A 22,209-nucleotide genomic window follows, 5' to 3' on the forward strand; every position below is an offset into this window, starting at 1 on the left:
TTTAGTATTTAGTATTTAGTATTTAGTATTTAGTATTTAGTATTTAGTATTTAGTATTACGTAATCTGACTATAATAAAAGTCGTTCGCACAGCGAACGCTTTTTTTTATTCTCTCACTCTCGTCTTTTGACTTTTGACTTTCGCCTTTTTGACTTTTTGACTAAATCTAATTAATAAACGATTTCAAAAGCGGGCAATTGTATTTTTTAAATATCGGCGTAGTTTTATAAATAGAATAAAAATTAACCAGCTCCTTCCCTGCCTTAAATGGATTTTTCTCCTCGTCTTCTGCAGAAACTAAATCAGCGTAATGATTGTAATAATTGCATTCAAAAATCATTAGACTTGCCATTGCTTTTTCGTTAGTATTTTTAGACATCTTTAAGGCTTTTTCATAATACATTTTGGCCATTTTTAAATTATGATAATTGCCATTTTGGTATTTCTTCTCATTCTCAGTATTATCGCCATAAACATAGTCTACGTACGATTCTCCTGAAGTCCAATCATAAGCTGTCATCATCCAGGAATTACCTAAATACGATACATTAAAATAAGCGTGCGCGAGTTGTAAATTACTGCTTGCCGTATTTTGCTTTTTTAACTGAATCAGTTTTGCAATAAAGTCCGTTTTATTAAAACGATAATCAAACTTGCGTTCTTGCTGCTTTTGCAAGATTTTAGGCGTAAAAGGGTTTTCATTTAAATAATTTTTAAAATCATAATTCTTCTCCCAAAAATCCTGAGGCATACTTGAAAAAGTTTTATAAGCCAATTCCAAGTTATTATTTCTAAAAGCAATGGTTCCTTTTAAATCTTTATAATAATTAATATCTGGTGCGATTGTTCCTGAGCAAATATATTTTTCAAAAGGTGTTTTGTCTCTTTTCTGCTGTAGCGCCATCAAACGATCAACATCTTCAATAGTTGCTTTTCGGTCAAAATAACCAATATAACTATAAAAATATGGATTGTTGTAGGATACATATTCGCCTTCATTTTTAATATCAGCTTTCATAGATAGTAAACCTGCCATAGCTCCATCGCCTTTTTTATAAAATTCATCACCTGCGATTCGGTACAAACTGTATAAATTTTTAAACAATCCATGATCCGTTTCTACCAAATTTTCAACTGAACTAAAATAATTATATAGCTGATTTTGAACTTTCTCATTCTTTAAATCATCTTGCTTTAAAGAAACCAAAGCGAGCTGAATATTCTTTTGCATTTGTATAGAAGCATTCGCTTTATTAGAAATCATATTGGTATACTTTTTCCCTTCGTCAATTTGATCATCAATAAAACAAAGCTGAGCAATTGCTGCCGTAACATAATCTTTTTGTTCTCCTGAAGTTTGTTCGCGAATTGAAATCAAGAAATATTCTAATTCTCGCAAGTATAAAATATCTTTATTAAAATTCTCCGCTTTTGCTTTAGCGTAATCTTCATACCAATTTGTATCGCTAAAAGTTACAGATGGACTTCCACCATTAGTATATTGAGGTGTAAAAATCCAATCTTCGAGTTTGTTCACTTCTCTACCAATTAAAAAACTCAAAAACAAGCTGTTCGGACTTAGTTCATAAATTTCTTTAATCGATTTTAAATCAGGAGCTGGAGTTCTAAGACTTTCAATTGCTAGAATTATGCTTCGTTCCTCATCATTTTGTGCCAAAGCCAAAGTTTCGGCAGTAAGTTTCCAATTATAATGTTGTAAAACCGCAAATGCCTTTTCTTCGCAAGTATTAAAAACTTGACTTAATAAATAATTCTGCAAAGCTTTATTCTCTACACACAAAGCCTTATAGTACAAAGCCCACGGCTCTAAAATCGTTTTTTTATTCTGAGCAAAATAAGTATCATACAAACGGATCACTTCTTGTGGATCTGCATTATAAAAGCTATACCTCAAAATCAAAAAAGCATATCGTTGTTTTAAAAAAGGATCTTTAGCCGAATTGATTTTTTTTTCAAAATCAGTTACTTCAGCCAATTTATGGTTTTTACTTTCATAACCAATTTGTCCCCATGATTCCCATTTAACATCAGTATTGCTATTGTATTCCAGTTTTTTAGCAAATAAAATATAGCTTAAAAATTGTTTGTTTTTTGGCTGTAATAAGGCCTTAACAAAAGTATTCTTTTCAAAAACTTTATTCAAAGTTTTATTTTCATAAGCTGTTTCAAATTGTTCCGAATCTGTTTCATAGAGAATCACATAAACATCATTAGGATTAATATTGTTTCCTAATTTATTCTTCCATTCTAAACAATTTAATTGCTGATCAGCGTCAGAAATCGTATTTGTAGCATAATAATTATCTGCTGAATAATAAAACGGTGTCAACTTAAAGAAACCTTCTCGCTGTGCTTTAAACAAAGCCAAACGACTGGTTTCCGGCGATACGCTCCATCCGCAGGCAAAAGAAACCTGAAAGCTTAAAACCAAAAGTAAAGTGCTAAAAACTCTCATAATATTTAGATATATTTTGGGTTCCATAATCGTTTATGTATTTTTTATCAAATGAGAAAAAAGTCACTTTGGTTTGACTATCGATTTGAATTTTACTTTTTACAATCGAAATCATTTTTTCAAGTTCGTTGTCCGAAATTTTTTCAATTCTTATTTCATCACCATTTCGCAAATACCTCTGTCCCACCAGCACATCATCTTGCAAAACATATTTGGAATCAGAAATTTTCTTTAATTTGATGCTGTCTTTTATTAATTGATCGTAATCTGATAAGATCCCTTTAAATTGATTTCCTCTAAAAGCAACTGCCCAGCTATATAATGGCAATGCAATATCTAATTTGAGTTTGTAATCGCTGTGGGTAATATATTGTGCTAATTCTTCGCTTGTGCCAATAGAATTTTTAGTCTGCTGATCATCTGGTTTTGAAATATTGTAACACATTAATAAGCCTTTGTCTACTGATGGAATTCCAGCTTTTGTTGCATATTTATACTGCCAAAGCCTAATTGTTGCTGCTATTTTTGCTGATGGAAACTGAGTTTTAATTTGTTTCAATAGGTAGAAATAACTTTTCTGTGATTTTTCAGTCCAATCACAATCAATCAGGATTTCCTTAAAATCCACTTTTAGTTTTGCTGCTTCGATTGATTTTACCGAATCATAATTTAAACGTTTGTAATTCTCCTGTTTGTAATAGTCTTTTGGATAAACAATATTTGAAGCAAGAGTTTCTGCTTTCCTATCATTCATTTTTTGACCAATTTGTTCTATTCGTTTAGCTATTCTTACCGCCAGACTATCCAGCTGTTTTTTATCTGATTTTAAAACAACTTCGTTGGTAATAAAAATACTTGGTGTAATTTCAATATTATTTTTTTGAAGTGATATATCTCCAATTGTTGCAACAGGCAGCGGTTCTTTTGAATACGGATTATAATCAACATCAAAAAAACGAACGTACATATGTTTTACATCCAATTTTTTAATTAGAGAATCATCCTCTTCCCAAAAATACATATCTGTTTTCCAATAACAAAAGGAACGAATTACTTCATGCTCTTTTTTGCAGCTGCCAGAGCATAAAACGACAAAAAGTAAGATTAAAACAATATTTTTCATGGTACTAAAAAACTTACAGAATAAAGCTCAAAATTAACATTAATAATTCAAAGAATATGATTTATTTATGAACAAATTCTGCTTTGTATTCTTACCTTTGCAAAAAATTTATTTATGTCAAATATATATTTAGGATATCATTTTACGATTGAACCAAAAGAGCTTGGATCAGAAATTTTAGTAGCTGAATTAGGTGAAAAAGCATTTGAAAGTTTTACAGAAACAGACAACGGAATCTCGGCTTTTGTAAAAAAAGATTTATGGGATTCAACTATTCTGGATGATATTTATATTTTACAATCTGACGAGTTTAAAATTGAATATACTGTTGAGGAAATCGATCAGGTAAACTGGAACGAAGAATGGGAAAAGAATTTTGAAGCGATAGATGTTGACGGAAAATGCCATGTTCGCGCTCCTTTTCACGAAAAAACGAATGCTGAATTTGATATTGTAATTGAACCAAAAATGAGTTTTGGAACTGGTCATCATGAAACTACGCACATGATGATTCAGCATTTACTTGAAATGGATGTAAGAGGATTAAAAACTCTAGACATGGGCTGCGGAACTGCAATTTTAGCTATTCTTGCAGAAATGAAAGGTGCAGAACCTATTGATGCTATTGATATTGACAACTGGTGTTATTTGAATTCAATCGAAAATGCTGAACGCAATAATTGTAAACATATTACCGTTTACGAAGGCGATGCCGCTTTACTAGCAGGTAAAAAATATGATTTGATTATCGCTAATATCAACAGAAATATTCTTCTAAACGATATGCAGACTTATGTAGATAGTTTGAACCCAAAAGGAATTATATTATTCAGCGGTTTTTATGAAGAAGATGTTCCGTTTATCGATGCTTCATGCACTGAAAAAGGGCTGACATATGTTAAAAAATTTCAAAGAAACAACTGGGTTTCATTAAAATACGTAAATTAGTAATTACAACAGTACAAAAACCTAAAAACAATGAGTACTAAAGAAAAAGTAAGAGAAAGAGTCCGTGAGAAGGAAGCAATAAGTTTTAATAACGAAATTATTGTCTATAATGACGACGTAAACACTTTTGATCATGTAATTGATACTTTAATGCGAGTTTGCAGTCACACGGCAGAGCAGGCCGAACAATGTTCTTTAATTGTACATTATAACGGAAAATGCACAGTAAAAACAGGGCCTATTGACAAATTAAAACCGCAATGCACACAACTTTTAGAAGCAGGATTGAGCGCTGAAATTGTTTAATTGCAAATAATTTAAAAAACATTCTATTTTATTTTATATTTGAAATAAAATAGAATGTTTTTTTATGGAAGAATATGGAAAGATATTGATTATCGCAATGCCTGTTTTTTTAGTTTTAATTGTAATTGAAAAAATATACGGCATTTACAAAAAGGACGATACTGCACCTTTGATAGACAGCGTGTCTAGTATTAGTTCTGGCATTACAAATTCTGTAAAAGACGTTTTAGGCTTAAGCCTGACTTTCATATCCTATGAATGGATGGTTTCTAAAATTGCTCTTTTTCATCAAGAAGCTAATGTTCTCTCTTATATCATCGCCTTTTTTGTTATCGATTTCTATGGTTATTGGAGTCATCGCTGGGCGCATCAAATTAATCTTTTCTGGAACAAACACGCTATTCACCACAGCAGCGAAGAATTCAATCTTGCTTGTGCGCTGCGTCAGCCTATTGCAAGTTTGGCTAACTTGTTTACTTTTTTATTAATTCCCGCTGCGTTATTAGGTGTTCCAGCTTCGGTAATTGCAATTACACTCCCACTTCATTTATTCCTGCAGTTTTGGTACCATACTAAGCACATTAAAAAAATGGGGATTCTTGAACATATTCTCGTTACGCCATCACATCATAGAGTGCATCATGCTATAAATCCAGAATATTTAGATAAAAATCATTCACAAATTTTTATTTTTTGGGATAAACTTTTTGGTACTTTTCAAGCAGAATTGGATGATGTTCCGCCAGTTTTCGGAATCACTAGACCTGCTAATACTTGGAATCCAATAAAAATAAATTTTCAGCATCTTACCCTATTAATTAAAGATGCATGGCGTTCTGAGAGCTGGAAAGATAAATTTACCATTTGGTTTAAACCAACTGGATGGCGTCCAGAAAATTTCGAGGAAAAATATCCCGTAAATAAAATCGAAAATGTTTTTGATTTTGAGAAATACGGCACACAAAACTCTCAAAAACTAATTTATTGGTCTGTTACACAACTTTTAATAACGCTTTTATTTGTGAGTTATTTGTTTGATAATATTGCTAAAATCGGACTTCCAAACATTTTTATCTACGGTTTTTTCATCTTAATAACTATTTATAGTTACTGTGAACTAATGGACAAAAATAGGTACGCTGTTTTTTGGGAAGGTTTACGTTTGGCCGTCGCAACAGCAATTATTACCTATTATGGCGATTGGTTTGGTTTAAATCAAGTTTTTTTATCTAAGTAATTATATTATTCTTGGTTATTTGAGTTTATCGTTTTTAATATCGGTATACTTTATAACAATTGATTTTAAAACGATCCAAAACCAACCCATAAATACAGTACCCACAAAATGAGAAACGCTACTTTATTCAAAATCTTTATTGCTTTCAGTGCTATTTATCTTCTTATTCTATTTTTTAGGACACGAAAATTTAAACTTTTTTTTGAAGCCGATATTAATACCAATTTTAATTTTTGGAGTTTATTTCTATAAAAATTTCCCAACTAAAAATATTCTTTTAACTGCCTTGGTGTTCTCATGGATTGGCGATGTAATATTGCTTTTTTCAGATATATCCGAAATCTATTTTATTCTAGGCTTAGTTTCTTTCTTAATTTCTCACATCGTTTACTGCATTCTTTTTAATCGTCAGACTAAAAGAAATTTAAAAAAGAACAGTATTGCAATAGGAATTGGCACCATACTAATTGCTTGTTATTTAATTGGAATGTTATCTCTGTTATTACCTTCACTAGGCGATTTAAAAATACCTGTAATTGTTTATGCCAGCGTAATTTCGATTATGCTTTTGTTTGCTTACAACGGACTTTTAAATTGGAATGAACCAGGCAACAAATTAGTTTTTTCTGGCGCGGTTGTTTTTGTTATTTCTGACAGTATTCTGGCAATTAACAAATTTTATAACCCAATTGAGAAAAGTTCCTTTTTTATCATGCTCACTTATCTTGTGGCACAATATCTGATTGTAATTGGTATATTAAAACTGAATCCAAAGAAGATTGAATAGTATTTGATGCAAATAGTCATTTCTTCTTTAAATGCATTTATACCGCAAAAAAACCTTTTACATTTGTACGACCAAAATAGATCAAACCATGAAAAAAACAGCTCTTTTCATTATTTTACTAATTACTGTATCATCTTGCATCAGTACAAAATCAACATTAAAAAATGTAGACGATAATGCGCCTGATTTGGTATTAGGTAAAAACAATACTTTTGTTATTTCGCTATTCAGCAAAGACAAAAAGTACGGTTATGATCCTGATTATCCTGTAAATATTTTTTTTAGAAATACAAAAGATGAAGCCACAAACGAAGTTCGTTTTTTAAACGCTTTAGCTGGTCCAAATGGTGAAAAAATCACTTATAAACGTTTAGAGACCTGCTGTCCGTTTCCTACCAAAAGAAGCGATATGGGCGCTGGATTTTTAAATGTCTACGAATTGACTTGGGAAGGACAAAAAAAACCGATAACACTGTATTTGAATATTTATGAAAAAGGAATTTTGATGGTTCCGATAGGATTAACTTTGAAAAAAGAGTAAATCTATAATTGATAAATGTATAAGTAACAATGTTTGGATCGATTCCTTTTATTTTAATTATTCTTCCTTTATTATCTCAGCTGCTATTTGGCACATTTGCAATTGTTAAACCTGGTTCGTTTAAATTCAAAAAGGTATTCATCCTTAATGTTCTTCTACAGATTGTTTGTTCTGTTATTTCTTTCTATACTGCCACCACAAACTTTTCAAGGTTTCATGATGAGCATCCCGATATAACAAGATGCGGAATGCCTCTTTTAGCAATTGTTGCACTAATTTTGTTGACTTTCTTAATTCTTCTTGTCGTTATTATTATTCAATTTTTGGTAAAAAGATGGAGAGAAAATAAATCGAAAAGAGGTATTAGTCAAAACTAAAAACAACATTAAACTGTAAAACTTCAGGACATGATAAATGTCATTTATCATGTTCTTTCCATGCTTTAATATTGTCTTGAAAAAAGCATTTAATCATTCTAAAGAAAATTTAAAAATTCGTTTAATTCTAGTAAGCTCTTAGCCAGTTATTCGGGGTCTTAAAATAATCTTAAATCTTCATCTGCTATTCATAAATCATGACTACCTTTGCAGTGCAAAAAAATAATTTTATGAACTTACAACATATTCCACAAATTAAGCATACTGACAGCGGAAATTTCTTTTTATTGGCGGGACCTTGCGCTATTGAAGGAGAAGAAATGGCTCTTAGAATTGCTGAAAAATTAGTTGGTATTACCGACAATCTTCAAATTCCTTATGTATTTAAAGGATCTTTTAAAAAAGCAAACCGTTCTAGAATTGACAGTTTCTCAGGAATTGGAGACGAAAAAGCTTTAAAAATTTTAAGAAAAGTTTCTGAAACTTTTCACGTTCCAACAGTTACAGACATTCATACTAATGAAGATGCTGACATGGCTGCGCAATACGTAGATGTTTTACAAATTCCAGCTTTCTTAGTTCGTCAAACTGATCTAGTTGTGGCAGCTGCAAATACAGGAAGAACAGTAAACTTGAAAAAAGGACAATTTATGAGTCCGGAAAGCATGAAACACGCTGTACAAAAAGTATTAGATTGTAACAACGAAAATGTTATGGTTACAGATCGCGGTACTATGTTTGGCTACCAAGACATGATTGTTGATTATAGAGGAATCCCTACTATGCAGCAATATGCAACTACTGTTCTAGATGTTACTCACTCGTTACAACAGCCAAATCAAACAGCAGGAGTTACAGGCGGAAGACCAGATATGATCGAAACGGTTGCCAAAGCTGGTATTGCCGTAGGTGTTGATGGTATTTTTATCGAAACTCATTTTGATCCTGCTAATGCAAAAAGTGATGGTGCTAATATGCTTCACTTAGACTATTTTGAAGGTTTAATGACAAAATTAGTTGCTATTAGAAAAACAGTTAACTCATTCTAAATTTATAATGCTAAGTTCTTTGAAAACAAAATTTTTATTTTTCTTCTTGATTTGTGTTTCTTTAAGCACATTTGCCCAAGAGGAAATTCCGGTACAAAAATACGCTGCTCATAATAAAGGAAAATTCTTTGTGATGTGGGGTGGAAACAGAGAAAGTTATTCTAACTCTGATGTAAATTTCAGAGGTAAAGATTACAACTTTACAGTTGAAAATATGAAGGCTCATGATAAACCAAAAGGCTGGCATGTTGATTATGTCAATCCTGTAAACATGACGATTCCGCAAACCAATTTGAGGTTAGGTTATTTTTTTAGTGATCATTACAGTGTAACAATTGGTGTAGACCACATGAAATATGTAATGGCACAGAATCAAATTGCAAATGTTAACGGATACATCAATTTGCCTTCGGATGATCCTGCATCAATTTACAATGGTAATTACAACAATACTCCTGTCGATATGTCTCAGGGAGGAGCTAAAGAAGGTGGTTATGGCAATGGTGAAATAAATGTAAACGGTCCAGCTTTTTTAATGTATGAACATACAGATGGTTTGAATTACATTAATACTGAGGTTTCAAGATTTGATGATATTTCTAAATGGTTTGGTCTGCCAAATATAGATAAGGTACAAATTAACTTAACTGAAGGTTTAGGTGCTGGACTTTTATATCCTAAAACAAATACAACTTTACTAGGAAAAGATCGTCACGATGATTTTCACGTTTCTGGTTACGGTGTTTCGGCAAAAGCGGGTATCAATGTTACTTTTTTCAAACACTTCTATATTCAGGGTGAATTAAAAGGCGGTTACATCAATATGCAGGATATTAGAACTACAGTAAGTAGTGAAGATAAGGCCTCGCAAGACTTTTTCTTTTTTCAAAGAATTATTGCTGTTGGCGGTATTTTCAGAATCTAATATTTCGTAAGAAAAGAATTAAAAATAGTTATCATTTATTTGGTAACTATTTTTTTATTATTTACTTTGTAATTCAAAGTTCTTTTTGATTGTGTTAATTTTTTATCAAAACAAATTTGATATAACATCTAAAAAAGTAATTTTAGCTTTCAAATATAAAAACATGAAAAAACAAAAATATCTATTTCTCGGAATTACATTTCTACTGAGCTTTGGTCTTGCTTTATTTGTAGCAATGTCTGTTTTTCCTAATAATCCCTTTTCTTCTAAAACAAAAACAGAAAATAAGGTTGTGAGTAAAATTCAGGATGGTGATATTATTTTTCAAACCTCACAATCTCCTCAATGCGAAGCCGTACGAATCGCTACAAACTCAAAGTTCTCGCATTGCGGTATTATCTACGATATAAACGGAAAATGGTTTGTTTTTGAAGCGGTTCAACCAATAAAACTGACTCCGTTTGAGGATTGGATTCAGCATGGAAAAGACAATAAATATGTGGTAAAAAGATTAAAAGATACTTCAGTTTTAACTCCCGCTGTTCTTCAAAAAATGAAAGAATACAGCCAGCAGTTTGACGGTAAAGAGTATGATTCTTACTTTGAATGGACAGATAACCGAATCTATTGTTCTGAACTGGTTTGGAAAATTTATAAAAATGCTGCGGACATTGAGCTTTCGAAATTAAGAGAACTAAAAGATTTTAATTTAACTGATGTCAGAGTTCAAAAAATATTAAAAGAACGATATGGAAATGAAATTCCGCTTCAAGAGAAAGTAGTTGCTCCTTCTGATCTTTCAGATTCGAGTTTACTAAAAACTGTAGTTGATAATTATTAAAAAACAGCAAAAAGCTAATTCGAAAAATCAATTGGCTTTTTTATTTATTATTTTACTTTGAATTTCAAAGAACTTTTAAATACATATTTATGCGAGATTATCTGATTGAAAAACTTTATGAATGCAGTAAAAAGCCGTATCAAAAATACTTTAAAAAGAATGAACCTTGGGAAATTGATAAAACGCAATTAATGGATTATCCTGAAGGAAGTCTAGGCCGCGGATTAGGAAATTTCCTGTATAAGAATCATTTCGACATACAAGAAAAACTTGAAGATCATGATATTATTCATGTCTTGACAAATACAGGTATTTCTGTATATGAAGAAATTGGAATGCAGTATTATCTTTTTGGAAACGGGAAACGAAGTCTGTATTTATTTATGGTTATACTCTCTGGAACTGTATTTTACCCAAACAAACTGCTATATTTTATCAAGCAGTACAAAAAAGGAAAACGAGCACTTCCATTCCATTATCTTGATTTTTCAAAAATGCTTTTAAAACCAATTCATACTATTCAGCAATCATTTAAAATTTAATTTATGAAAACAACGCATCACAAACCTTTTGAAGAAAAGCAATCGACTGAATTGGCTGTTGGCACTTTTATTATTAGTACGATCTTATTTATGCTTTATATTATTTCGAATGAAAGCCCTAATGTATTAGTTATTGCATGGCCGTTTGCATCTTCTGCAATAATAGTAAATACTATAATGCTAGTGAATCTAACGGATCGATTTATTCATTTACCTGAATATCGAAAAGAGATTGCATTTAAGATTTTAATACTGCTTTCTAATATTCCAATTACTTTTTTGTATTATTTGATTGTGATAAGGCTTTAAATACAAATTATGAATCATTTGTTTAATTATCCCAAAACATATGTCGCTCCTCTGGAGCTTTCTTAAAAACACGATTCTTCTATTCTATAAATATTTCATCCCTCCGGGATTTTCACTTGGTATTTAAAATTATTTTTGCTTCAGAGAAGCATAATATTTATAGAAAAACAATTATACAAAGTTAAAAAGCTCCAGCGGAGCGACATAATTATTTTCTGTTTATATATGCCACATCGCTGGAGCTTTACCATAAAATGACTATTCTTTCTATAAATACATCATCCCTCTGGGATTACTTTTATCAAAAAAAAATAGACTGTAAAAAATGACAGTCTATTTTATGTATTATCGACTTTTAAATCTTAATTCGCTTTCGGTAATTCAATTCCGTTTTGATCTAATAAATACATCAACGAAGTCATTGTAGCCGCTCCAAGTTCTAATTCTCTTTTATTGATAGCATCAAATTTATCATTTGCAGCGTGGTGATAATCAAAGTAGCGTTGTGAATCTGGTTTTAAACCTGCTTTAACGATGGCTTTAGACGTTAAATGACCAATATCTGAACCTGCATGCCCAATTGTAAAACTGTGTACTAAATAAGGCTCAAATAAGTCTTTAAATCCTTGTATTTTCTTAAAATTAGCATCATCAGCTTCTATAGAAAATCCTCTTGGAGAAAATCCGCCTGAATCACTTTCTAATGCAAAAATGTGGTTTTCTTTTTTCTGTTTAGAAACTTCTTCGTATTTCGCTCCGCCTCTTCCACCGTTTTCTTCATTCATGAACAATACCACACGAATTGTATTTTTTGGTTTGTAATTTAAGTTTTTAAGTATACGAACTACTTCCATACTTTGTACTACTCCTGCTCCATCATCATGAGAACCGTCTGCTAAATCCCAAGAATCTAAATGTCCGCCCACAACCATGATATTTTCAGGAGTTACTGTTCCTGTTAATTCTCCAATAACATTATAAGATAATGCATCTGGTAAAGTTTCGCATGATTGTTTAAAATAGAATTTTAAAGCTGGATTTCTTTTTAAAGATTTACTCAACAATTCGGCACCATTTGTACTAATTGCTGCTGTTGGAATATATTCTTCTTTTTTTAAATCGCCATAGCTTTGTGCTCCTGTATGCGGGAAATCGTCTAAACGTAAATTCATCGAACGAACAATTGTTCCTACAGCACCTAATTTAGCAGCTTCTTTTGCGCCAGCATATCTTTGATCTACGCAAGCTCCATATGAAGTAAATGTTTCGATATTTTCAGGATTCATTGGTCTGTTATAAAAAACAATTTTTCCTTTTACTTTATCAGCTCCCAATTCACTCAATTCTTTAATACCCTGCACTTCTATAATTTCTGCAGTAAGTCCTGTTTTTGCCGTTGCAACAGATCCGCCTAAAGCACAAATTGGAACGGCTGTTTTTACTTTTCCGTCAAGGATATACGCCGTTTCTTTTTCGCCGCGCACCCAATGAGGAACCATAACTTCTTGCAAATATACTTTATCAAGTCCAAGACTTTCTAATTGTCTTTTGGTATATTGAACTGCTTCTTCTGCGGTTGCCGAGCCTGATAAACGTGCTCCAATATCATTAGACAGATATTCTAACCAAGAATAACATTTTGCTTCGGTTAAGGCTTTCTTATAGAATAATTTGATGTTTTTCTCGTCATTTGATTGGGCAAATAATGTCAATCCGTTTAAAACTAAAGCAGTTAAAAGAATCGTTTTTTTCATAGTTTTTATAGCGTTTTGGTCTTTTGTTTGAGTTTTTTTTAGCTTAGATCACAAAGGAACAAAAATCTTTTAAAACTGTACGAGTTTTTCCCTAAACCTTTCTCAAAAAAAAACTCCAATTGCAAACTTATTTTGTTTGCAATTGGAGTTCATTTATTTTATTAGAATAAGATTACTTCACTTCTATAAGCTTAGCTTTATCTCCTATTCCATTTTCATTAAAAGCTTCAATTGTAAAATAGTACTTTGTGCCTTTATCTAAGCCTCTAAAGTCATATGAATTTTCACCATAAACCATGATACTGTTGTACAATTTGTCTGGAGTAATTCCATAGTAAATATTATATCCTATTGCATCTGTTTGTTTTTTCCATGAAATCATTGCATTACGTGAATCGGCTGCTTTTCTATCTACTTTAAAAGATGCAACAGCTTTAGGTTTTGCCTGTAATCCGTTTCCAAATACTCTGAAATCTGAAACTGCAAATAATCCTGATGCATTATGAATATTAACCATCTTAATATATCTTGCTTTTATTGACTTTGTAAGTTCAACATAATCATGTGGAACGTCTTTTGCATTTTTAGATTTATCCACAACTAAAGTCCAGTTTTGAGCATCATCAGACATGAAGATTTTATATTGATAATAAATATCCATTGCCTTATTGTATTGTGTTGCTTTATGATCTGCATAATTGATTTGCAGCGCCTTTATCTCCATTGGTCTGCCCAAATCCATTTGAAGCCATTCGCCAGAATCACTTGTTTTGGCTGACCAATAGGTTTGGATATTTTCATCGGTTAAATTTTCAGGACCATAACAGAACTTTTCATATACTTTTTTACCTCCGTTATCCATTCTGTGTGTTTCGACTTCCATACATTCTTCAGATGAAGAAACGGTTACTGGCTTTTTGTACGAAAGCAGCATCCATCCTGATGAGGCTCCTTTTGTTTGATCGCGCTGACCTGTTGGAAGTACAATTGGAAAATCTCCATAAGAAGTTATTGAATACATTACATCATCTTTATCAAATCCTGCTGGAAACATATCGATACGACGCTCAAAACGGTCTTTAATAGATATTTTACATGTTCCTGTGTTCCAATAATTCCCATAATTATCTGCGAATGTATTTCCGTGACCTGCACCAATTACAAATCCGCCTGGTTTGTATGACATTGGATTGTGCTTTTGATAAGTAAAAGGTCCTAACGGATTATCGCCTACATGAACTCCGTTTGCATAACCCTTAAATTCTGTTGCTGGTGCACCATATTGCATATAGTATTTTCCGTTGTGTTTTGTCATCCAAGCACCTTCAATAAAATTACCCCAAGGCGCTGGTTCCATATCATTATTTGGTCCAAAACGCTCCCATCCGTGATTGGCAGGATCTAAAATTGCAACTTCTTTTACTTGACCATATACTTTTTGAATATCTTCTACTTCAGTAGCTTTGTACAATTCTGCATAGTCAGCCTGATTTCCTTTTGGAAGCCACGTATCGTAATCTACCTCTACACCTACAAGCGGCAATTTTCCGCTTGAACCATAGTACATATATACTTTTTTGTCATCGTCTTGAAAAATGGCAGGATCCCATGTTGGCAGCATTGCTTTATCAACATGTCGCAGCCATTGACCTGATTTTGGGTCATCGGTTTTCCAGATTGGATGATCTCTTTTCCAAGTAGAACCTACATAAAATAAAGTGTCGTTTACAACCCAAGCTGCTGGCGCACATTGATCATCATCTGCAGGCTTTCTTTGAAAACTTCCGTAGACAAATTTCCAATCAGACATATCTTTACTCCAAAAAAAGCCTGCTTGATTTGTGGCAAACAAATAATATTCGCCTTTAAAAGTAATAATAACAGGATCTGCGCTTGAACGTCGAGATACTGGAATTCCATTATGATTTTCGGTTGTATAGTTGTATCCAATGTTTATAGGATTACAATAAGTTGTTGCGGGTTTATTTGGATCAAACCATTCTGTTTTACCAGGAATATTAGTATTTTGCGCCCAACCGATTGAACTAACTATTAAAAGCAGCGAAAGCACTTTTAAGTGTAGTGTATATCTATTTTTCATTTTTTGATTTTTAAAGTTTAAAAACAAGATGATTTGCTTTGAATTAAGCTTTTCTTGAAAACTACTTTTTCTCTTGTATTCTTTGTGCCAAAAGTTCAGGCTCATTTGTCGTTATGTAGTTAAACTTACTCGCGATAATCCAATCCATATCTGAAGCTTCGTTAACCGTCCAAGTATTAAGAATAATATTATTTTCCTTGGCTTCTTTAATCCATTCAGGATGTTTTTTGAAAACAGAGTAATGATAATCAATGCCATTAATATTGTCCGCTTTTACTTCTTTCGGCGATTTATTTCCTTCTAAATATTGTAAAACGGTTTTGTGATCAACTGCTCTAATTTGTTTTAATATTTCATAATCAAAACTAATGTAGCAGGTGATTTTATCAGCTTTTAGTTCTTTGATGGTTTCAACGACTTTCAAAGCAGTCTTTTTTCCTCGCTCTTTACTTATTTCTGAAGGTTTTATTTCACAGACTAAAAGAGTGTGTTTGTTGTTTTTAATCCCTTCTGAAATATATTCATGCAGAGTTGGCAGTTTCTCTCCGTTTGAAAGTTTGAACTTTATCAGATCTGCGTAATTTGTTTCTTCAATAAGTAATTTGTTATAATGTGCATCGTGATTGATTACGAGAGAATCGTCGGCAGTTCTCCAAACATCAAATTCAGAACCAGCATTTTTCAAATCGATAGCGTGTCTTAAAGCCGCTATAGAATTCTCTGGAAGATTATTCTTTTTCCATGCGCCGCGATGTGCCACAATTCCATTATTTTGTACACTGCAAGAATGGAAAGCTATTATTACTGCGAAAAAAAGAAGGGCTCGAAATATTTTACTAGTATTCATTTTTTTTGAAATTATAATTGAATAAAAATGTCCTTTTAGAAAAAAAGCCCTCCGTCAACCAAACGAAGGGCTTTTAACTAACCAATAAACCAACTATTTAGTTAACTCAAAACTAACTTTCTTGTCGGCAGTTGAATTTCCTCCAACGAAAATATCAAACTGTCCAGGTTCTGCTACAAATTGTAAATCAGAATTATAAAATTTTAAATCTTCAACTGTGATATCAAAAGTCACGGTTTGTTTTTCACCTTTTTTAAGTGCTATTTTTTGGAAACCTTTCAATTCTCTAACTGGTCTTGTTACTGAACCAACTAAATCTCTGATGTATAATTGAACTGTTTCTTTTCCGTCATAATTTCCAGTATTTGCTACATCAACTGTAACTTTTAATTTTCCATTGAAATTCATTTTATCTGATGAAATTTTCAAGTTTGAATAATCAAAAGTGGTATAGCTTAAACCAAAACCAAATGGGAATAATGGCTCGTTTCTTTCGTCGATATAGTTAGATCTGAATTTTTCAAATTTTCCTTCTGTGTTAGAAAGTGGTCTTCCTGTATTTTTGTGTGCATAGTAAATTGGTAATTGTCCAACGCTTCTTGGGAAAGTTGAAGTCAATTTTCCTGAAGGGTTTACATCTCCAAATAAAACATCAGCAATTGCATAACCTGCTTCTGAACCTGCGAACCAAACATTTAAAATAGCTGGTACAGTTTCGTTTTCTTCTTTAATAACTAACGGACGACCGTCGAATAAAACTAAAACTACTGGTTTTCCTGTTTTTAATAATGCGTTTAATAAATCCTTTTGCGCTTGTGGAATTTCTAAATTCGTACGGCTGCTAGATTCTCCACTCATTTCTGCAGATTCTCCAAGAGCTGCAACAATTACATCTGATTGGTTTGCTACTTTTAAAGCTTCCGCCAATAACTCTTCTTTTGAACGAGAATCACGGTGTAGTGTTTTTCCAAACATTGTTGCATTAGTTTCAAAAGTTTCATCGTAATCTAAGTTACTTCCTTTTGCATATAATACTTTGGTTGATTTTCCTGCTACTTCTTTGATTCCTGCTAATAATGAGATAGCATTTTCCATTTTTGTCGCTACACTCCAAGTTCCCGGCATATTTTCTTTAGCATCTGCCAATGGCCCGATTAAAGCAATTGTTCCCGATTTTTTAAGAGGCAATACTTGGTTTTGATTTTTTAATAAAACCAAAGATTGAGCTGAGATTGATCTTGCTTCTTTTCTGCTGCTTGAAGTAAAGATTTCTGTTTTTGCTCTTTTTTCGTCACAATATTTATAAGGATCACTAAATAATCCTAAATCGTATTTTGCTTCAAGAATAAGTTTAACAGCATTGTCGATTGTCGCCATTGTAACTTTTTTCTCGTCTAAAGATTTTTTCAAAGTAGTTAAAAAACCTTCTCCAACCATATCCATTTCAACACCAGCATTTAGAGATTGAGCAGAAACTGCTTGTAAATCTCCCATTCCGTGCTCGATCATTTCAGGAATTCCTGTAAAATCTGTTACTACGAAACCTTTAAAACCCCATTGTTTTCTTAAAACATCTGTCATTAACCATTTGTTTCCAGTTGCAGGAATTCCGTCAACTTCATTAAAAGAAGCCATAACTGAACCTACACCAGCGTCAATAGCAGCTTTGTAAGGAGGAAAATAATCGTTAAACATTCTGATATGACTCATATCTACAGTATTGTAATCACGACCACCTTCTGGCGCGCCATATAAAGCGAAGTGCTTTACACATGCCATAATTGAATTGTTTTTAGAAAGATCGTGTTGTTGGTATCCATTAACCATTGCTTTTGCAATTTCACTTCCTAAATATGGATCTTCACCTGAACCTTCAGAAACTCTTCCCCAACGCGGATCGCGAGAAACATCAACCATTGGTGAGAATGTCCAGTTGATACCGTCTGCACTTGCTTCTTGCGCGGCAATTTGTGCACTTCTTTCGATTAAGCCCATATCCCAAGTACAAGATAATCCTAACGGAATTGGAAATGTTGTTTCATAACCGTGAATAACATCCATACCAAAAATCAATGGAATTTTCAATCGGCTTTCTTCAACCGCAATTCTTTGTACTTCTTTAATTTTTTGAACAGATTTAATATTGAATAAACCTCCAACTTTACCTTCAGCAATTTTTTTAGCCACATCAGAACTGTTTGCTTGTCCTGTTGTAATATCTCCAGAAGTTGGTAAATTAAGCTGACCTAATTTTTCGTCTAATGTCATTTTTGACAATAGCTCAGCTACAAACTCTGACTTTGGTTTAATTTTTACTGTATTTTTAGTATTCTTTTTTTGGGCATAACCCAAAACAGCACATCCTAAAAATAGTAAGACTAATTTGTTTTTCATTCTATTATATTTATTTGTTCGTATTCGTTCTTTTCTGCTTAAACATCCAGTTATAAATTTCAGGATTGTCATAAACTCTTGTCCAGCTGTCATGACCTGCATCATCAAAAATGGTCAATTGAACATCTTTTGCATTGCATTTTTTTAATTCTTTGTAAATCGTAATCGCATAATTTACATTGACCACATCATCTAATAAACCGTGATAAATTCTGGTTGGAATATTGGCTATTTCACAGGCTTTTTCTAACTGAATTAAATCTACAAAACCAGCGACAGGTACGTTTGCGGCAAATAGATCAGCATGTGCAAAAGCCAAATTCCATGAAGCCCAGCCTCCTGAGCTTAAACCAGTAACATATATTCTTTCTGAATCAATTTTATTTTCTTTCTGAATTTTCAAAATCAGCTGATAAATTGATTCTGTATCCCAATTTTCGTCTTCTTTACATTGCGGCGCCAAAACATAAGCATCTAACTGATGGCTTTTTAGATATTTTAAAGGGCCGTTAATTTTGACTTTTTCAAGGTCCTTACCTTTTTCTCCATCTCCTGAAATAAAAACGATTAATGGCTTTTTCTCTTTTGTGTTTAACGGCTTATGTAAAACATATCCCAATTCATAATTGGTTACAACAACCGTTTTAATTTTTCCTGTAGTTTCACTTTGTGCAAAACCAACTAGAGAAAAAAGGATAAACAATAAGCCTGCTTTATATTTCATAAATACTAAACCTTAAATTCCGTATTTTCCGGATTTAAATCCAAGTTTTGTTAAACCTTGTTTTACTTCTGGAGCATTCATAAATAATTTCCATAATAGTCCTGTGCGGTAATTTTCGAGCATTACTACTTCTGGACCTTGATCGATCGCTAAATATCTTTTTGCAACCCAATTATTTCCTAAGCTTAACGCGTCATAAAAACCTGCTTCGCCCCACGTTTCTTTTTTATGGTTTTGATAAAGGTTTCTCATTAAAGCAATAGACTCTTTTGGTGTGTATGCGATTGAACTTATAGCTGCAGTTGGAGAAATAACGCCTTGATCATTACTTGGCATATGTGCATTATAACCTATTGATCCATCAGGATTTCTAGAATATGATGCTGTTAATCCCCAATAATCAGAACCATAACCTTTTATTTTTGCTGGATTTTCAACGCAATATTCATAATTGATTTTTGTTTGATTAACATTTAAATCCCAATAATTAGCGTATTTATCTGTTAATTGATTTGGATCTAAGCCAACGTATGAATAATGTGCCCAAAATAATGGTCCGCCAAACTCCTCAGCTCCATTATGTTTTAGAATTAAAGGAATGTTATACTTTGTTTTTGAAGTAACAATTCCGCCGCTTCTAGCCCAGCCTTCATGATATGCTTTTGCATCGATTGTGTGTGTTGGTGAAGATGCTGCCAAGACGTAAGTAATTAAACATTCGTTATATCCTTCAAGCGGAAAATTCATCTGCCAGTCGTAATTAGGCGACCAGTGCCAGTATAGAACATTTTTGTTATTGGTATACCATTGCCAGTCAACGCCTTTCCAAAGTGCATCATATTTTGCAGCAACAGCCTTCTCTTTTTCTGAACCTGTTTTAAGATATTCACGAACGGTAATCATTCCTGCAACCAAAAATGAAGTTTCGACTAAATCGCCGCCATTATCCTTGGTTCCAAAAGGTTTTACTTTTCCTGTATTTCCGTCAATCCAATGTGACCATGCCCCGTGAAAACGATCTGCTTTGCCTAAAAAATCAGCAATTTTGTTAAGTCTTTCTATTCCTTGTTCTTTGGTAATATAGCCTTGAGACATTCCTGATACAAGTGCCATTAAACCAAAACCAGAACCTCCTGTTGTAACAATGTTTGAATCATTCTCTGGGTAATTTCCGTCAGGATGATAACGCTCTCGTGCTAATCCAGAATTTGGTTCTGCATAATCCCAGAAATATTTGAAGGTTTGTTTTTGAACCATTTCAATAAGCTGCTCATCTGTCAGGGCAACACTAGAAGTTTTTTCTTCTGTATTTCCTTTAGATTTAACAGCAGAGGATCCACATCCAAAAAAAGTAAAAGCTAAAAATAAAACTGAAATTCTAATCATTATAAAAATTTAAAATATTGAATAAATAATCACTTCCTCTAAACGTTTAGAGGAAGTGATTTTAAGATGTTAATTAATAACCACCTGGATTTTGTTGAGAAAGCCCATTTGCTTCTCTTAAGAATGACGTTGGTATAGGCCATAATTCATGTTTTCCAACAATAAAAGTCTTACCATCTGCTGCCATAGCTGCTTCGGCTTGTCCTGTTCTAACTATATCAAACCATCTGTCATGCTCAAAAGCAAATTCTAATCTTCTTTCTTTATAGATTGCTTTTCTAATATCTGATTGAGAAGTAAAAGGAGTGTTTCCTAAACCTGCTCTTTTACGAATTTGATTTACTAAAGGAATAGCTTCCGAAGTTTGTCCTAATTCGTTTAATGCTTCAGCTTTCATTAATATAACTTCCGCATATCTTAAATATCTAAGATTTGTATCAGTAAATTCTTGATTGTAAAAAGATGATGAATATGCTTTATAATTATATCTTGGGTTTGCTACAGTTGATGGTACTTCTCTACCATCGTATAAAACTGAACCTCTGAAAATAATTGTAGCATCTCTTCTAACATCGCCAGGCTCATAAGCATCTGCTAAACCTTTAGTTGGCGTATTGAATCCCCAACCCCAGCCTCCAGCTCCACGAGGCGCTTGAGAAACAGTATAATTTCCAATTCCAAATCCTGGGCTAGAAGTAGAACCTACTCCATTGATTTCGAAAATAGATTCTGGACCAAATTCTCCTTCTTTTTTATATTGTAAAGCATAATCAGAAACTAAAGAATAACCTGTTACTTTATCACAATTGTCAATTACTTTTTGCCACTTTTTTTGATACAGATTTACTTTTGCTAATAAAGCGTATGCTGCTCCTTTAGAAGCTCTAACAACATCTGCTCCAGTGTAAGCTGATTTTAAAGGTAAAGCTTCGATAGCATCATTTAAATCTTGCTCGATAAAAGCATAAACTTCTGCTACTGACTTACGTGTCAATTGCATTTTTCTGTCTTCTTCAGATATTGGCACTGTAGCTAAATGATCTATAATTGGAACTCCTCCATATCCTTTTACTAAAGTAAAATACATAAATGCTCTCATGAATTTTGTTTCCCCAACTAATCTAGCTTTTAAATCAGGCGATGCTTTATCTAATTTAGGGAACATTGCTAATGCTTGATTACATCTGTTAATTCCAGCATAATTGGCATTCCAAGTTGATTGAAATGAAGCAGTTGAAGCATTATAAGTTAAAGCGTCAACAATGTCTTTATCTCCACCTGCATCTCCTGGATCAGAACCTTTATCGGCGTCATCAGTGATGATACTTGAAACTGCATTCCATCCAAAAGATGACATTTCCCATCCTAAAAACTGATTGTAAATTGCTGTTACAAAACCTTTAGCTCCATCATCGCTATTTACCAAATTAGGATCAGCCGGAATAGCTTCTGTTGGTTCAACATCCAAAAAGTCATTTGAACATCCGGATAATAATAATCCAGAAAGAACAAACATTGATATATATAATCTTTTCATAATA

General features: G+C 32.7%; 19 protein-coding genes. 10 read left to right on the plus strand and 9 right to left on the minus strand.

The genetic code is table 11. From position 1 onward, the window contains the following. Window positions 1-167: 167 nt before the first annotated feature. Both BOW55_RS13740 and BOW55_RS13745 read right to left on the minus strand, forming a co-directional pair. Window positions 168-2,477 (minus strand): hypothetical protein, encoded by a 2,310-nt coding sequence (locus tag BOW55_RS13740; RefSeq protein ID WP_241686562.1) that lies wholly within the window; start codon window positions 2,475-2,477, stop codon window positions 168-170. Then, entirely contained in the window at window positions 2,464-3,600 is a 1,137-nt protein-coding gene (locus BOW55_RS13745) for a hypothetical protein (protein ID WP_129024585.1), read from the minus strand. Before BOW55_RS13745 ends, BOW55_RS13740 begins: the two co-directional genes overlap by 14 nt. Before the next feature lie 114 nt (window positions 3,601-3,714). Between BOW55_RS13745 and prmA the strand changes: the two genes are divergently transcribed. From prmA to BOW55_RS13795, 10 genes are all read left to right on the plus strand, one after another. Next, on the plus strand, window positions 3,715-4,548 hold the full coding sequence (prmA, locus tag BOW55_RS13750) for a 50S ribosomal protein L11 methyltransferase (protein WP_129024586.1): 834 nt from the start codon (window positions 3,715-3,717) through the stop codon (window positions 4,546-4,548). A 30-nt stretch (window positions 4,549-4,578) separates the two neighbouring features. Next, on the plus strand, window positions 4,579-4,854 hold the full coding sequence (locus BOW55_RS13755) for an ATP-dependent Clp protease adaptor ClpS (protein WP_129024587.1): 276 nt from the start codon (window positions 4,579-4,581) through the stop codon (window positions 4,852-4,854). Between the two features lie 64 nt (window positions 4,855-4,918). Beyond that, window positions 4,919-6,091, plus strand: coding sequence for a sterol desaturase family protein (locus BOW55_RS13760; protein ID WP_371414522.1), 1,173 nt, complete (start codon window positions 4,919-4,921; stop codon window positions 6,089-6,091). A gap of 202 nt (window positions 6,092-6,293) precedes the next feature. After that, window positions 6,294-6,878, plus strand: a complete 585-nt coding sequence (locus tag BOW55_RS13765) for a lysoplasmalogenase (RefSeq protein ID WP_241686563.1) — start codon at window positions 6,294-6,296, stop codon at window positions 6,876-6,878. A gap of 88 nt (window positions 6,879-6,966) precedes the next feature. Further along, on the plus strand, window positions 6,967-7,419 hold the full coding sequence (locus BOW55_RS13770; RefSeq protein WP_129024588.1) for a 2-dehydro-3-deoxyphosphooctonate aldolase: 453 nt from the start codon (window positions 6,967-6,969) through the stop codon (window positions 7,417-7,419). Between the two features lie 607 nt (window positions 7,420-8,026). Then, window positions 8,027-8,845 carry a 3-deoxy-8-phosphooctulonate synthase gene (gene kdsA, locus BOW55_RS13775; protein WP_129024589.1) on the plus strand — a complete coding sequence of 273 codons (819 nt, stop codon included), beginning with the start codon at window positions 8,027-8,029 and terminating at the stop codon, window positions 8,843-8,845. Between the two features lie 19 nt (window positions 8,846-8,864). Further along, window positions 8,865-9,770 carry a hypothetical protein gene (locus BOW55_RS13780; RefSeq protein WP_129024590.1) on the plus strand — a complete coding sequence of 302 codons (906 nt, stop codon included), beginning with the start codon at window positions 8,865-8,867 and terminating at the stop codon, window positions 9,768-9,770. Window positions 9,771-9,933: 163 nt separating this feature from the next. After that, complete coding sequence (locus BOW55_RS13785; protein WP_129024591.1) at window positions 9,934-10,611, plus strand: YiiX family permuted papain-like enzyme; 678 nt, start codon at window positions 9,934-9,936, stop codon at window positions 10,609-10,611. An 89-nt stretch (window positions 10,612-10,700) separates the two neighbouring features. Beyond that, on the plus strand, window positions 10,701-11,153 hold the full coding sequence (locus BOW55_RS13790; protein ID WP_129024592.1) for a hypothetical protein: 453 nt from the start codon (window positions 10,701-10,703) through the stop codon (window positions 11,151-11,153). Window positions 11,154-11,156: 3 nt separating this feature from the next. Continuing rightward, the gene (locus BOW55_RS13795) at window positions 11,157-11,462 is read left to right on the plus strand and encodes a hypothetical protein (RefSeq protein WP_089058105.1); all 306 of its coding nucleotides are present in this window, start codon (window positions 11,157-11,159) and stop codon (window positions 11,460-11,462) included. Between the two features lie 362 nt (window positions 11,463-11,824). On the opposite strand, the gene BOW55_RS13800 is transcribed toward BOW55_RS13795, so the two are convergent. The 7 genes from BOW55_RS13800 to BOW55_RS13830 all read right to left on the minus strand — a co-directional run bounded on the left by BOW55_RS13800 (window position 11,825) and on the right by BOW55_RS13830 (window position 22,205). Then, a complete protein-coding gene (locus BOW55_RS13800; protein ID WP_129024593.1) occupies window positions 11,825-13,216 on the minus strand; it encodes a M20/M25/M40 family metallo-hydrolase in 1,392 nt (463 codons plus the stop codon). A gap of 172 nt (window positions 13,217-13,388) precedes the next feature. Beyond that, the gene (locus tag BOW55_RS13805; protein ID WP_129024594.1) at window positions 13,389-15,317 is read right to left on the minus strand and encodes a family 43 glycosylhydrolase; all 1,929 of its coding nucleotides are present in this window, start codon (window positions 15,315-15,317) and stop codon (window positions 13,389-13,391) included. A 61-nt stretch (window positions 15,318-15,378) separates the two neighbouring features. Continuing rightward, on the minus strand, window positions 15,379-16,164 hold the full coding sequence (locus BOW55_RS13810) for a glycerophosphodiester phosphodiesterase family protein (protein WP_129024595.1): 786 nt from the start codon (window positions 16,162-16,164) through the stop codon (window positions 15,379-15,381). A gap of 93 nt (window positions 16,165-16,257) precedes the next feature. Continuing rightward, window positions 16,258-18,558: a beta-glucosidase BglX gene (bglX, locus tag BOW55_RS13815; RefSeq protein ID WP_129024596.1), complete on the minus strand. Its 2,301-nt coding sequence runs from the start codon at window positions 18,556-18,558 to the stop codon at window positions 16,258-16,260. Between the two features lie 10 nt (window positions 18,559-18,568). Further along, entirely contained in the window at window positions 18,569-19,282 is a 714-nt protein-coding gene (locus tag BOW55_RS13820) for a prolyl oligopeptidase family serine peptidase (RefSeq protein ID WP_129024597.1), read from the minus strand. A gap of 12 nt (window positions 19,283-19,294) precedes the next feature. Next, on the minus strand, window positions 19,295-20,668 hold the full coding sequence (locus BOW55_RS13825; protein ID WP_129024598.1) for a glucoamylase family protein: 1,374 nt from the start codon (window positions 20,666-20,668) through the stop codon (window positions 19,295-19,297). Between the two features lie 73 nt (window positions 20,669-20,741). After that, window positions 20,742-22,205 carry a RagB/SusD family nutrient uptake outer membrane protein gene (locus BOW55_RS13830; RefSeq protein ID WP_129024599.1) on the minus strand — a complete coding sequence of 488 codons (1,464 nt, stop codon included), beginning with the start codon at window positions 22,203-22,205 and terminating at the stop codon, window positions 20,742-20,744. Between the last annotated feature and the right edge of the window lie 4 nt (window positions 22,206-22,209).

Origin of the sequence: Flavobacterium sp. YO12 (assembly GCF_004119495.1) — a bacterium.
GTDB lineage: Bacteria > Bacteroidota > Bacteroidia > Flavobacteriales > Flavobacteriaceae > Flavobacterium.

What these genes read in the sequence shown, in the direction of transcription:
- BOW55_RS13740 (WP_241686562.1), bottom strand. Translation starts at nt 2,477, where the DNA reads ATGAGAGTTTTTAGCACTTTACTTTTGGTTTTAAGCTTTCAGGTTTCT.
- BOW55_RS13745 (WP_129024585.1), bottom strand. Translation starts at nt 3,600, where the DNA reads ATGAAAAATATTGTTTTAATCTTACTTTTTGTCGTTTTATGCTCTGGC.
- prmA (WP_129024586.1), top strand. Translation starts at nt 3,715, where the DNA reads ATGTCAAATATATATTTAGGATATCATTTTACGATTGAACCAAAAGAG.
- BOW55_RS13755 (WP_129024587.1), top strand. Translation starts at nt 4,579, where the DNA reads ATGAGTACTAAAGAAAAAGTAAGAGAAAGAGTCCGTGAGAAGGAAGCA.
- BOW55_RS13760 (WP_371414522.1), top strand. Translation starts at nt 4,919, where the DNA reads ATGGAAGAATATGGAAAGATATTGATTATCGCAATGCCTGTTTTTTTA.
- BOW55_RS13770 (WP_129024588.1), top strand. Translation starts at nt 6,967, where the DNA reads ATGAAAAAAACAGCTCTTTTCATTATTTTACTAATTACTGTATCATCT.
- kdsA (WP_129024589.1), top strand. Translation starts at nt 8,027, where the DNA reads ATGAACTTACAACATATTCCACAAATTAAGCATACTGACAGCGGAAAT.
- BOW55_RS13785 (WP_129024591.1), top strand. Translation starts at nt 9,934, where the DNA reads ATGAAAAAACAAAAATATCTATTTCTCGGAATTACATTTCTACTGAGC.
- BOW55_RS13790 (WP_129024592.1), top strand. Translation starts at nt 10,701, where the DNA reads ATGCGAGATTATCTGATTGAAAAACTTTATGAATGCAGTAAAAAGCCG.
- BOW55_RS13795 (WP_089058105.1), top strand. Translation starts at nt 11,157, where the DNA reads ATGAAAACAACGCATCACAAACCTTTTGAAGAAAAGCAATCGACTGAA.
- BOW55_RS13800 (WP_129024593.1), bottom strand. Translation starts at nt 13,216, where the DNA reads ATGAAAAAAACGATTCTTTTAACTGCTTTAGTTTTAAACGGATTGACA.
- BOW55_RS13805 (WP_129024594.1), bottom strand. Translation starts at nt 15,317, where the DNA reads ATGAAAAATAGATATACACTACACTTAAAAGTGCTTTCGCTGCTTTTA.
- BOW55_RS13810 (WP_129024595.1), bottom strand. Translation starts at nt 16,164, where the DNA reads ATGAATACTAGTAAAATATTTCGAGCCCTTCTTTTTTTCGCAGTAATA.
- bglX (WP_129024596.1), bottom strand. Translation starts at nt 18,558, where the DNA reads ATGAAAAACAAATTAGTCTTACTATTTTTAGGATGTGCTGTTTTGGGT.
- BOW55_RS13820 (WP_129024597.1), bottom strand. Translation starts at nt 19,282, where the DNA reads ATGAAATATAAAGCAGGCTTATTGTTTATCCTTTTTTCTCTAGTTGGT.
- BOW55_RS13825 (WP_129024598.1), bottom strand. Translation starts at nt 20,668, where the DNA reads ATGATTAGAATTTCAGTTTTATTTTTAGCTTTTACTTTTTTTGGATGT.
- BOW55_RS13830 (WP_129024599.1), bottom strand. Translation starts at nt 22,205, where the DNA reads ATGAAAAGATTATATATATCAATGTTTGTTCTTTCTGGATTATTATTA.